This window comes from Verrucomicrobiia bacterium (assembly GCA_035460805.1).
GTDB lineage: Bacteria > Patescibacteriota > UBA1384 > CAILIB01 > CAILIB01 > DATHWI01.
Genome location: DATHWI010000015.1, coordinates 1 through 11419, shown reverse-complemented (window position 1 = coordinate 11419; position 11419 = coordinate 1). Strand labels below are relative to the sequence as shown.

12 protein-coding genes are annotated in these 11419 nt (G+C 52.9%); 4 read left to right on the top strand and 8 right to left on the bottom strand.

What is annotated here, in order from left to right; all coding sequences use genetic code 11:
• The 4 genes from VLA04_00335 to rpsT all read right to left on the bottom strand — a co-directional run.
• On the bottom strand, positions 1-148 hold a 148-nt coding region (locus tag VLA04_00335; GenBank protein ID HSI20148.1), incomplete at its 3' end, for a sugar phosphate nucleotidyltransferase.
• A complete protein-coding gene (locus tag VLA04_00330; GenBank protein HSI20147.1) occupies positions 138-776 on the bottom strand; it encodes a hypothetical protein in 639 nt (212 codons plus the stop codon). The genes VLA04_00335 and VLA04_00330, both read right to left, overlap by 11 nt.
• A gap of 58 nt (positions 777-834) precedes the next feature.
• On the bottom strand, positions 835-1032 hold the full coding sequence (locus VLA04_00325; protein ID HSI20146.1) for a hypothetical protein: 198 nt from the start codon (positions 1030-1032) through the stop codon (positions 835-837).
• A 91-nt stretch (positions 1033-1123) separates the two neighbouring features.
• A complete protein-coding gene (rpsT, locus tag VLA04_00320) occupies positions 1124-1483 on the bottom strand; it encodes a 30S ribosomal protein S20 (protein HSI20145.1) in 360 nt (119 codons plus the stop codon).
• A gap of 107 nt (positions 1484-1590) precedes the next feature.
• On the opposite strand from rpsT, the gene VLA04_00315 reads away from it, so the two are divergent.
• Entirely contained in the window at positions 1591-2451 is an 861-nt protein-coding gene (locus VLA04_00315) for a hypothetical protein (GenBank protein HSI20144.1), read from the top strand.
• On the opposite strand, the gene VLA04_00310 is transcribed toward VLA04_00315, so the two are convergent.
• The 4 genes from VLA04_00310 to VLA04_00295 are packed head-to-tail and all read right to left on the bottom strand — an operon-like array spanning position 2448 to position 7330.
• Positions 2448-4619 (bottom strand): DNA polymerase, encoded by a 2172-nt coding sequence (locus tag VLA04_00310; protein HSI20143.1) that lies wholly within the window; start codon positions 4617-4619, stop codon positions 2448-2450. The genes VLA04_00315 and VLA04_00310 overlap by 4 nt on opposite strands.
• A gap of 3 nt (positions 4620-4622) precedes the next feature.
• On the bottom strand, positions 4623-5015 hold the full coding sequence (locus VLA04_00305; GenBank protein HSI20142.1) for a hypothetical protein: 393 nt from the start codon (positions 5013-5015) through the stop codon (positions 4623-4625).
• Positions 5012-6400, bottom strand: coding sequence for a UDP-N-acetylmuramoyl-L-alanyl-D-glutamate--2,6-diaminopimelate ligase (locus VLA04_00300; GenBank protein ID HSI20141.1), 1389 nt, complete (start codon positions 6398-6400; stop codon positions 5012-5014). Before VLA04_00300 ends, VLA04_00305 begins: the two co-directional genes overlap by 4 nt.
• Before the next feature lie 3 nt (positions 6401-6403).
• Positions 6404-7330 carry a peptidoglycan bridge formation glycyltransferase FemA/FemB family protein gene (locus VLA04_00295; protein ID HSI20140.1) on the bottom strand — a complete coding sequence of 309 codons (927 nt, stop codon included), beginning with the start codon at positions 7328-7330 and terminating at the stop codon, positions 6404-6406.
• A gap of 88 nt (positions 7331-7418) precedes the next feature.
• On the opposite strand from VLA04_00295, the gene VLA04_00290 reads away from it, so the two are divergent.
• The 3 genes from VLA04_00290 to VLA04_00280 all read left to right on the top strand — a co-directional run.
• Entirely contained in the window at positions 7419-9539 is a 2121-nt protein-coding gene (locus tag VLA04_00290; GenBank protein ID HSI20139.1) for a valine--tRNA ligase, read from the top strand.
• A gap of 3 nt (positions 9540-9542) precedes the next feature.
• The gene (locus VLA04_00285) at positions 9543-10139 is read left to right on the top strand and encodes a hypothetical protein (GenBank protein ID HSI20138.1); all 597 of its coding nucleotides are present in this window, start codon (positions 9543-9545) and stop codon (positions 10137-10139) included.
• Positions 10140-10173: 34 nt separating this feature from the next.
• Positions 10174-11419 (top strand): hypothetical protein (locus VLA04_00280; GenBank protein HSI20137.1); only part of this gene is annotated, 1246 nt, incomplete at its 3' end.

Below are 11419 nucleotides of genomic sequence, written 5' to 3'. Positions count from 1 at the left end.
TAACCAGGTTGACCATGTGCTGAAAAGGTGTTTCTGAACCGAGAAGGTGTTGAAACTGCTTAGGGAGGTTCCGCCGGCTCATAGGCCAGAGACGGGTGCCTGTTCCGCCCGCAATAATGAGGGCAGAGCGATGGTTGTTATTCGACATATGTCCCCACTCTACCGGCTTTTGCAAGGAGGGGAAAGACATCCTGCAGGTCCGCACGGCCGGCAGGAATGGAGGTAATGAAGCTGGCATCAATAACCCGTACCCCGCTCTGGTGGAACGTTGTCCCGTCTTCGGTGGTCAGCAGGTGAGTCACCACGTTTCCACTCTGGTGATGCGCCGTGTAGAGGGGGAGGAAGCTGGGTGGGAGCATTGTTTCCGGACCTAGCTCAATGGAAAGGAAGGGAGTGAGGAGCTCATTGGCAGCTAGGGTGAGTGCGGCAGCGCTGCCAAAGTCGCCTGGGAGAATCTTGGTTTGGAGGCGGGAGGAGAGAGAACCTAGGGAGGCGGCTACCTCGGTTGCCCAGGTTGGATGGTTGGGATCGGAAATTATCATACATCGTATGATGTTTGTGGCATTCAGCTTCTCAGCTAATAAGGGGATGAGTGGCTGATCCGAGGCGGCGCCGGCAGTCAGCACTACATGTGTCAGCTCGTGAAGGCGGAGCCCCTGCCGGATCAAATGCTCGATTGCATGCGAGCGGTTACGTACCGAAGAGCCATCAATCGTACCGTCTACGGCGGAGAGGAGGGCATCGTCAAGGGTAATGGTGAGGCGGTCGCGGCTCATATGACATCATCATACCATTAAATAAAAGAAGCCAGCGCTGGGCACTGGCTTCTGCTAATCACCCCTCATAGAGGATGGTTATTGCGAAGGCGATAGTGGCCTCCCCTGGGACGATCGAGGTCGAGAGGTGAGTTATTTTGAGCAACTTGCCTTCACCCATCTTCCAAATTTTAAAGGCGTTTTCCGCCTCAGTGACTGCAGTGGAGATGTTTTTTGAAAAACCCCCTCCGATGAACGTCTTTATAGTTACTTGCATGAATACCTCAAGAATCGCATCTCAACTATTCCAGGTTGGAAATAAATGTCAATTAAAAAACCGCCTCCTGGAGGAGGCGGTTGGTGCTAAGTTATTTCTTAGCGGCAGCCTTCTTTGCAGCTGGCTTTTTGGCGGCAGCCTTCTTAGGTGCAGCGGCCTTTTTAGCCTTAGGAGCGGCGGCAGCGGTGCTAGCACCTTCTGCGTTCAGCTTCTTGGCAAGACGGCTCTTAAGACGGGCAGCCTTGTTGCGGTGAAGGGTCTTGCGCTTTGCAGCGGTGTCGAGTGCGCTTTGTGCTGTGCTAAAAAGCTCAGAGACATTACTGGCACTTGTTTCAACTGCCTTGCGGACTGCCTTCACTGCTTTTTTGTACATAGCCTTCGTTTCGAGGTTCTCTTCGTGACGGCGATGTGCAACGCGAAGTGCGCGTTTGGCAGACTTGGTGACTGGCATGAATTTACTGTGAGTTCTGGTAACTAATCTCGCGCTATAGTACCAGGAATGGCTTCCTTGTGCAACAGGTACAGGGTCACGTATCATTGTGTGAGACAAACGGGCACATGCACACATACAGATTTAATCCGGTTTTCAGGCAGTGGGTGCTCCTTGGGAGCTCCGTTGCCCATGCCCTCCAGGTTACAGAGGGGAACCTTTTGCATAGTGGGAAACGTGGCGATTTTCTTGCCGCCAACCATCCCCGTCCACCCTTCCTCATGGATCCGCCACCACGCCATGGGACTAGTTCCACGCTCTATAGCGAGCAGCCGCCAGTGGGGGAATACGAACTCCTCCTCTACCGTGGCAAGAAACATTTGAAGTCCTGGAAAGCCAAGGAGTGGCATGCCTGGCTTCAGCTGCTGCAACAGCGCTTGCTGCATATCCACCACAACCCCCACCTTCACCATGCACAGGTGATGATGCACACTGGGTGGCTGCATACTGTTAATGACGAATACCAGCGCGTAGGGGAGATTATTGCGACCAGCCACCCTGTCGCAGGTGACGTTCCCCTCATTGACCACGAGCTCATTACCAAGTTGCGCCGGGCAGAGCGTGGTTACCTTCTGCATGATGCAACTGATGGCACCATTTACGCCCCTTCTGCGCCACTCTTTAACAAGGAAGTCTGGTATATCCCCCCAAGCCAGGGAAGCTCAGTAGAGAAGGCGAGTGCTGTTGCTTGCCTACATACCAGCGAGGCCTTGGCGCTCCTCATGAGTGCCTTGCTTAACGAATGGGGCAAGGAAAACTTTGTCGTTGAACTCCATACGGCTCTCACCGACAAAAAAGAGGATGCCACATGGTGGGTCCGCATTTATCAGGAAGAACGCAAAATGGCAGCCACCCTGGACGTGGTTGCCTTGCCGGAAAAGTTTATCCGCGATTTGTCTTACCTGTTGGGACCAGGAAAACTGGTTTAGTTTTCGATTGGAGTCATTTCTGCCCAGTTGGAACCTGTCTTTGCCTCGACAAATACGGGGACGATGAGCTGTACCGCTGTCTCCATGGTCTCCTTGAGGATGGCGGCAATAGCCTGAGCTTCTTTTTCTGGGGCTTCCAGCACCAGTTCGTCGTGCACGGTAAGGATCATGCGGGCCTTGCTCCCAGACTCCTTAAGCCTGTTGTCCAAGCTGCACATGGCTTTCTTTAGGATTTCGGCAGCAGTACCTTGGATCGGTAGGTTGAGGGCTTCGCGCTCTGCAGCTGAACGCAGGTTGTAGTTCCCGGCGGTGAGGTTGGGGAATGGCCGCTTACGACCAAAGAGGGTTTCACCGTAGCCATTGGTGCGCGCGTCATTCAGAACTTTATCCAAATAGGTGCGTAGGCCGCTAAAGGTCTTAAAGTACTGTTCAATGTATTTTTTCGCCTCGTCCACGCTAATGTTCAGGTCTTGTGAAAAACCATAGGCCCCTTTGCCATAGAGAATGGAAAAGTTAATAATCTTGGCCGTACGCCTGTCCACTCCCATTTTCTCGGCGGTCTCTTTGTGGAAATCGCCACCAGTATTAAAGGCTTCAATAAGGGCTGCATCACCTGAAAGGTGGGCGGCAACCCGCAGCTCAATCTGAGAGTAGTCTGCGGAAATAAGGCACCACCCCTTTTCTGTAATAAAGGCCTTGCGAATGCGGCGTCCCTGCTCACTCTTGGTGGGGATGTTCTGGAGGTTGGGGTTCCTTGAGGAAACACGCCCCGTAGACGTGTCTGGCGCATAGCTGGTATGCACGCGCCCTTTTTTATCCACTATTTCTTGAAGCGGCTTAATGTAGGTATTAAGCAGCTTGGTCTTTTCACGGTAGGTGAGAAGAAGGGCGGCAATAGGGTGCTCCTCCGCAATTTTGGTGAGGGTGTCCGCATCGGTGGTGAAGCCAGTTTTACCCTTGCGGATGTGTGTAGTGGGAATCTTCATTACATCGTAGAGGATGAAGCCGACTTGCTGGGGGGAGTCTGGGTTGAAGGGCTGGCCTGCCAGCTCCTGGAGTTCGGCGGTGATGGTGCCAATTTCCGTCGTGAACTCTGCTTCCAATTTGGCCAGGTAGGGCACATCAATCTTTACGCCATAGTCTTCCATGGTGCGGAGCACTGGTGCCAGAGAGGCATCAATACGGTCGCTCTCGCACTCTTCGTGTGCCTCTTCCTCCACGGCGGCAAGGGCTTCTTCTTTTTCACCAAAGACGTCGGCTGCAGTTGCGGCAAGCTTGTGGCTGCCAGGGAGCTCTTCAATCAGGCTCTTAAAGCCCAGTTTGCGGAAGAGATCCACAAGGTTTTCTGGCTGAAGGAGCTCTAGCCTGCAGTTATCCAGTGAAAAAGAGATCTTGGCGTCGGTGGTAATAGTGGCAAGCTTGTGGCTGAGGCGGGCATCTGCCTCATGTTCCTTAAGTTTGTCCTGCACACCTGTCTTAACCCCTTCCAGAGGGCCCTTGGCGAGGGCTTTGTAGAGGGCGTCAATGGTCCCAAACTGTTTGAGGAGTTGGGTAGCGGTAACTTCGCCAATGCCTTTTACGCCAGGGATGTTGTCTGAGGGGTCGCCACGTAGCGCCTTATACTCAATCATTTGGATAGGATCAAAGCCGTACTTTTCTTGCACTTCCTTAACAGTGAAAAGCGTAGGTTTTTTAGGGAGGACCGCCGGTGCATACATGAGGGTCTGTTCGGTCACGAGCTGGAGAAGGTCCTGGTCACTCGAGAGGATGATGGTACGTACCTCCGAATGCTTCTCTTCCAAGAGGCGGGAAATAGTGCCAATCATATCGTCAGCCTCCAAGCCCTCATGGGTGAAAATGGGGGCTTCCATAGTTTCCACAATTTCGTGCACCACTGGGACTTGGCTCACCAAGTCTTCGGGCATTGCAGAGCGGGTGCCTTTGTAATCCGCAAACATTTCATGGCGGAACGTTGGGCCAGGCAAGTCAAAGGCTATGGCTAGGTGGGTAGGCTTGAGGTTGCGGATGGCGCCAAAAAGGATCCGGCAGAAACCAAACGTGGCACCGACAGGAGACCCATCAGGTGCGGTCAGGTTCTTAGGGAAAGCGTGATAAGCCCGGTATATAAGGGCGTTTCCATCAACAATAAGAAGGGTTTTTTCAGCCATATCCTATGAGCTTTGAGGCTTAGTTTCGGTGTAGAGGTGGGTGTAAACAGTGACCCAGGTAAGGGCGCCTAGGAAAATGAGGTGGAGGATGTTGCTGACCATGCCGGCGGGAGATATGCCGAGTGCCGGCTCAGGTTTGGCAGTGCCAATGTAGTAAGCACTCACAACCCACGAGAGGAAAGCTAGTGCAAGGATAAGCTCTGAGCCCACCTTGATCTGCTTCTGTTCCTTTCGGGCGGTGAGGAGCCAAGACAAGGCCCAGGCCATGCCAATGAGGGAAAGGAGGTGGCTTAGGAAGTTCAAAACACTTGGCCACTCCAGGGGGATAAACAGGCTGGCCACATGACTAACGGTAGCCAGGATAAGTGCCGGTGTAAGTCCGCGGGAAACGGTCATAGGAGTTTCTTGGCACGAAGGATACGTTCCACGACTTCCCGGTCATCCCAAGGCACTTTTTCATCGCCGACATACTTGCTAGTCTGGGCACCCATGCCGGTGACAAGGACAACATCGTCCATGCGGCACAGGTCTATGGCTTGGGCAATGGCTTTGGCGCGGTCTGGCTCTTTCCACCACCACTCACCTTCACCACTTTCGTCATCCTTACGGAAGACAGTACGTTCCTTTTCACGGCGCTGCAGCTCTTTTTGACTTGGTCGGAAAAGGGTGCGGCCTCGTGGTACTCCTTTGGCGATTTCTTCAATGATAGCCAACGGGTCTTCTGTGTAAGGTTCCTCGTCGGTGAGAATGACTACGTCACAAAAGCGGGCAGCAAGGGCGCCCATGATAGGCCGCTTCGTCCGGTCGCGGTCACCTGTGGCACCAAGGATCGCAATCATCTTGCCGCGGATGTCGGGACGCAGGGTGCTGTAGAGCTTTTCCAAGGAGTCCGGTGTATGGGCGTAATCGATGATGACGGAAAAGCCTTTGTTCGTTTCAATCTTTTCCAAGCGGCCCGGGACGCGGGTCACCTTTTCCAGGCCGGCAACTACGGTACCCAGCTTTACGTTGAGGTTGGAGCAAAGTGCTGCGGCGCAGAGGGCGTTCTCAATATTGAACCGTCCAGGAAGTTGCAGCTGGACGCGGGCTTCTTCAAGTCCTGTGTGAAGGGTAAAGGTGGCGGAAGTGGAGTTGGCAGAAACCCTGCTTACCCAGGCATGGTCGGTGGCGGAGGGGTAGGGGATGTCCGTTTCCATGCTGTAGCTCCAGCGACGGCGGATCTTTGTCCTATCCAAAATATACTGGCCCACCGGGTCATCGGCATTAATGGCGCAGGCTCGCGCACTTCTCCAATGGAAGAGCTTCAGCTTGGAGTCGCGGTAGTGCTCCATTGTCTCGTGGTAGTCCAGGTGGTCGTGCGAGAGGTTCGTGAAACCAACGAAACGAAAAGGGATTCCCCAGACACGGTGTTGGTCCAGGGAGTGAGAGGTCACTTCAACTACTGCTGCGTCGCAGCGCTCATCTTTCATGCGGCGGAGAAGCGCCTGAAGCTCCATTGGGTGCAAGACGCTCTTATTGCTCTCGTTGGCCCAGACTTCATCACCAATCTTAAAGACTGCAGTGGTGGCCATCCCTACTTTAAAGCCTGCTTCTTCCAGGATGCTGGCCACGTAGTGGCTTGTCGTGGTCTTACCCTTTGTGCCAGTGATGCCAACTACCAACATGCCCCGCGCAGGGAAACGGTACCGAATATTGGCCCATATGGCTTCGAATAAGTGGAAGCGATTAATGGACTTCTGGGGGACCCGCTTGCGGACGTTGGACTTGATTGCTCGTAGCATGGCTTAAAATGAGCTCTGGCGGCGGATAATGCGACGAATACTGTAGTAGAGTGTATACGGAATTGGCTTCAAGACAAGGTCAAAGGCACCTGGGTACTGAATGACCTCACCGCCAAAGCCTAGTTTGAAGCGGGTAGTGCCAGCGGAAGGGTGATTGGCACGTGGTGCCCAACCTTCTTCAGTCTGGACAGCATTTGTCCCCCACATATCGTACGAAACAAACCCGTGGTGTTTGGCCCACTGCATGGTCTGCCAGTGCAGGAGAAAGGGGGCCATCACTTCTTTGCGTGCATCGGTGGAAGCGCCATGCAAATAGGTTGCCGTCTCTTCATGGGTAATAAGAAGGAGGGCAGCCAAGTCTTGGTCGCCAATACGGGCAAACGCCAAATGGGCTTTGCCATGGGGGGCAAGCGTGGCTACCATGTGCCGGTAGTATTCTTCTTTGTGGGTGCGGAAGGTATGCCGGGTGGCGGTTTCTGTAAGGAGTTTCCAAAAACGGTCGTAGTGCTGCGGCGCTTCTTCGTGGAAGAGTTCAACGGTTACGCCGTGGCGTTCCGCAAGGCGGATGTTGTATCGGTGCTTGCTCTTCATGCCCGCTAAAACCTCCTCTTCAGTCCGGGAAAGGTCCACAACGAGCGTCTGTTTTGGTTGCACAGAGTCCGTAGCGCGAACCCGTCCGAATTTGGAAAGGGAGGCTGGGAGTTCTGCTAAGGGTTCCAGACGGATGAACCAGGCGTTTTTTGTAAATGGAGGAGGGGACCAGGAATCATCAATAGGAAGCCGGGAGGAGCGCCAATAGCTGCCGCCACTTGGGAGGGTCCCTTGGAGATAGAGGGCATCACCCGAGCGCTCCACAGACTGGCCGTTGGCACGCAAAAATTCCTCCCAATAGGGCGAGTGGAGAAAGGCTGCCAAGTCCGTGGAATGCATATCCGTATGCTAGCAGAATGAAGCGTGTCTGTCTGGTTGGAAATGCATACCCAAACCTCAAGATTTCGGTTACACTGAGCCGGTATCTATGGAAAACGAATTCCCAAAAGCATATGTAGCCGGTGAGCACGAGGCCCGCATTTATGAAATGTGGGAGTCTTCTGGCGCATTCAAACCGCAAGGCACGGGTAAGCCGTGGTCCCTTGTCATGCCGCCGTTCAATGCTAACGGCAACCTGCACATGGGTCACGCGCTCGTTTGTACCCTTGAAGATATTATGGCGCGGTACCATCGCATGAAAGGTGACCGTACCCTCATGGTTATGGGTACAGACCACGCCGGGTTTGAAACCCAAATTGTATTTGAAAAAAAGCTGGAAAAAGAAGGCCGTTCCCGTTTCCAAATGACGCAGGAGCAATTCCGTGAGGAAACCCTGGCATTTACCTTGGCGAACAAGGAAAACATTGAGAACCAGGTGCGTATGATGGGTACTTCCGCAGATTGGGACGCAAATCGGTTCACTTTGGATCCGCTGGTCGTAGACCGTGTGTACCGCACGTTTCGGAAGATGTACCAGGAAGGCCTTATTTATCGGGGTGAGCGCATTGTTAACTACTCGGTAAAGTACCGGACTGCCTATTCTGATATTGAAGTGCTCCACGAAGACCGGGTAGACCCGCTGTACTACATTAAGTACGGCCCCATTACCATTGCCACCGTCCGTCCAGAAACCAAGTTTGGTGATAAGACCATCGTGGTTCACCCGGAGGACGAGCGCTACAAAGAATTTGTGGGCAAGTCCTACCCCGTCCAAATTGCCACAGGTGAAACCATAACCATGACGGTTATTGCTGACGAGGCAATCAAGCCCGAGTTTGGTACTGGTGCCATGACCATTACACCGGCGCATGACCCAATAGACTTTGAGATCGCCCAGCGTCACAACCTTCCTATTACGCCGGTCATTGGCATGGATGGTAAGCTGCTCGCCATTGCGGGTGAGTTTGCCGGTATAAAGGCGGCCGAGGCACGCAAGCTTATTGCTGCCCGCCTCCAAGAGCTTGGACTTATTGAAAAGGTGGACGAGAACTATCGTCACTCTGTAGCGCTCTGCTACAAGTCCCTGCAGCCTATTGAGCCTATGGTTATGCCGCAGTGGTACGTTAAGGTCCGCCCCCTGGCAGACCGTGCCATTGAAGCAATTGAAAAGGGTGAGGTTACCTATTATCCAGAAGGATACAAAAAAATTCAGCTTGATTGGCTGAGGGGTCTGCGCGATTGGAACATCTCCCGTCAGATTTGGTGGGGCATTCCTATTGCGGGTGCAATGCCCGACGTGCCGGAAATTGCCAATGACCCAGATACTTTTGATACCTGGTTTTCATCTGCGCAGTGGCCAGTGGCCGTACTTGAGGCCATGGGTGAGGAATATCTGGAGGACTTCTATCCTACAACCGTAATGGAAACGGGGCGAGACCTCATTTTCTCCTGGGTTACCCGCATGCTTATGATGGGCCTCTACCTGCGCGACCAAGTACCGTTTAAGAACGTGTATTTCCACGGCATGGTGAACGATGCCCAGGGTAAAAAGATGTCCAAATCTAAGGGGAATGTAGTTTCTCCAGTAGAGCTAGCCGCCAAGTACGGCGTTGATGCCCTGCGTTTTGGCCTGGTGGTAGGAAGCGCAGCTGCAGGCGACCTTCCGCTTCCCGAGGAAAAAATGATCGGCGGCCGCAACTTTGCTAACAAGCTGTGGAACATGGCCCGGTTTGTGCTCATGCAAATGGATGGCCGGCTTCCAAGTGATTTGCCACGGGCAACCATGACAAAATACGAGGACGCACATGAACTATCCCTCAATGCTGACACGCAGGTAACCGGCTCTATTACAGAGGCTGATAAAGACATCACCATTGCGTATTTGAACGCCAAGGAAGAAATTGCGGCGCACTTAGATAGCTACCGCTTTGCCCAAGCAATCCAGGCACTCCACGAGTTTGCCTGGCACGAATTTGCAGATGTGTATGTTGAGGCGGCAAAGAACCAGAAAGATGAAAATGGCCGTGTGACAGACAAAACATGTGCCGTACTCTTTGAGGTTCTTACTGGCACCCTGAAGTTGGCCCACCCCTTTATGCCATTTGTGACAGAAGCTATTTGGCAGCAACTCCCAGAGCGTGAGGGGATGCTCATCTCTGAGCGGTTGTAGATTATGACATCGGCCAAAAAGAAAGAAACGAAAGAGCCGGTGTTCTCCGCACGCAGGACAACCGCCATCTTTGTTGTGGCGTTTGCGATACTGTGGCTACTTGGTTACCAGGTATTTGCTGCTATTCGTCCCCAATTGGCCGAACGCTATACCAACCGTGGTGTGGAATACCTTAAGACACAGAACTTTCCAGCTGCAGCCCGTGAGTTTCGCCGCGCCCAAGAGCTAAAATCTCCTGATGCTGAACGATGGCTCACCCTGGCAGAATCTGCCCCAACTGACCCACGCGAGCTTGATGGTTTTTGGCGTGAAAGCCACATTGACCCCGTAGTGCGTCTCCTTGATGAGTCCGGCGGCCCGTTCACGTCCCCAAAAGCAGCCGTCACCGCGGCTATCCGCCTTTATGAGACAGGGGAGCCTGAGTATGCGCAGTATGCCCTGGAGAAGGCTTTGGAAGCAGATCCTGATTATCCCGAAGCGTGGCATTACCGGTACCTGACATATGAGAAACTGGCGGCAGAAAACGCTAAGTACCGAAAGATGGCGGAAGAAGCACGGCAAAAGAGGGATCAGCTCACCTCACTTTATTTGAACCCCTGATTAGAGGCATGTAGAATGGTGGTAATACCATTCTATGAGGGGAAAACGAATTATCTCGAGTGTACTACTCAGCGCGATAGGCATCGCGCAATTTGCGTTCCTCACACTTTCTCCTACCATTGCGCCGTCTGTTGCCCAAGCGGGCTGGACCTCTGCTATGCCTGCCACCATCGATGGCTTTGTTAGTGAGAGAATCACGGCGAATGACGTAAAGATTAATGAGTTGCGGAATAGTTGGGGGGGTGGAAAAGCGCTCACAGACCCTTTTCAATTTTCTAAGACTACTACAGAGTACAACCCCTATTCCTACTACAAGACGTTCGTAGAGGGTAAGGATCCTAAGACGCTCCATAAGTTTGATGGCAATGCCACCCTCCAAACCCTGAGTGATACGAGGAATGAGGATATTTCCAAGGCAGATGAAATTCTGAAAACAGTGGTGTGGCCTAGGTTTATTAAGCTTGCTGATGGGAAAGGCACCAACTACGACAATGGAAAGAAAGTAGCTGAATTCAAGGCTGACGTTGAGGGCTTACAGGGTAGTATTACTCAGAATCTCATAAAGAGTGTTGCTCCTATGCTGGGGTCTGTGCGAGCGGGTGAGGTATGGATGAAACGCGATGACACCGCAGGTGCAACAGCTGGTGATTATGTGGGAATGGATGAAGGTAAGGTTGCCGCACTTAGGACGGGTACATTTGACCCTGGTTCAACTAAGCGGATCTGGAAGCCGGCTGATTCACAGCTTGCCACAGCAATGAAAGAGGGCAAGGACTTGGACTATGGTGACCGTGATACATACTATGTTGGGCCGTCACCGTTCTACTCCGACTTTAAGCGGCTCATGGATGCCCTGCCGGCAGACCCTTCCAAGATTACTACCGCTGACGAAGTCAAGGCGGTTCAGGCCAAGCTGCTCGCTAACGCCAGTGGCGTAGATACCAGTGGCGGCACGGCTACGGGAGAGAACACTGACTGCGGGGGAAGTGGTATCAGTATGCTTAACCCCTACATTGCCCTTACGGTGGCCATTTGTGTATTCACGGTTATTAGCCGCGACTTTCTCTTGTTTTTCCTTCGCTCAAGCATGGCGCTTCTCATTAGTACGGCAGGTATCCCCATTAATGGCAGCCTGACATCTGACGATAGCAAGTTACTTTTTGGAAGCCTGAAGAACACTGCCTTTGATGGCAGGGTGGAAAAGAACATTGTGGACGACAACATGGGGAAGGTGGCGCGCGCCGCATACGACCGTGTCCTCAACATGATGAACATGCTTG

Bases quoted from the DNA above. Each gene is read 5' to 3' on its own strand.
- VLA04_00330 (HSI20147.1), bottom strand. From the start codon at position 776: ATGAGCCGCGACCGCCTCACCATTACCCTTGACGATGCCCTCCTCTCC.
- VLA04_00325 (HSI20146.1), bottom strand. From the start codon at position 1,032: ATGCAAGTAACTATAAAGACGTTCATCGGAGGGGGTTTTTCAAAAAAC.
- rpsT (HSI20145.1), bottom strand. From the start codon at position 1,483: ATGCCAGTCACCAAGTCTGCCAAACGCGCACTTCGCGTTGCACATCGC.
- VLA04_00315 (HSI20144.1), top strand. From the start codon at position 1,591: ATGCACACATACAGATTTAATCCGGTTTTCAGGCAGTGGGTGCTCCTT.
- VLA04_00310 (HSI20143.1), bottom strand. From the start codon at position 4,619: ATGGCTGAAAAAACCCTTCTTATTGTTGATGGAAACGCCCTTATATAC.
- VLA04_00305 (HSI20142.1), bottom strand. From the start codon at position 5,015: ATGACCGTTTCCCGCGGACTTACACCGGCACTTATCCTGGCTACCGTT.
- VLA04_00300 (HSI20141.1), bottom strand. From the start codon at position 6,400: ATGCTACGAGCAATCAAGTCCAACGTCCGCAAGCGGGTCCCCCAGAAG.
- VLA04_00295 (HSI20140.1), bottom strand. From the start codon at position 7,330: ATGCATTCCACGGACTTGGCAGCCTTTCTCCACTCGCCCTATTGGGAG.
- VLA04_00290 (HSI20139.1), top strand. From the start codon at position 7,419: ATGGAAAACGAATTCCCAAAAGCATATGTAGCCGGTGAGCACGAGGCC.
- VLA04_00285 (HSI20138.1), top strand. From the start codon at position 9,543: ATGACATCGGCCAAAAAGAAAGAAACGAAAGAGCCGGTGTTCTCCGCA.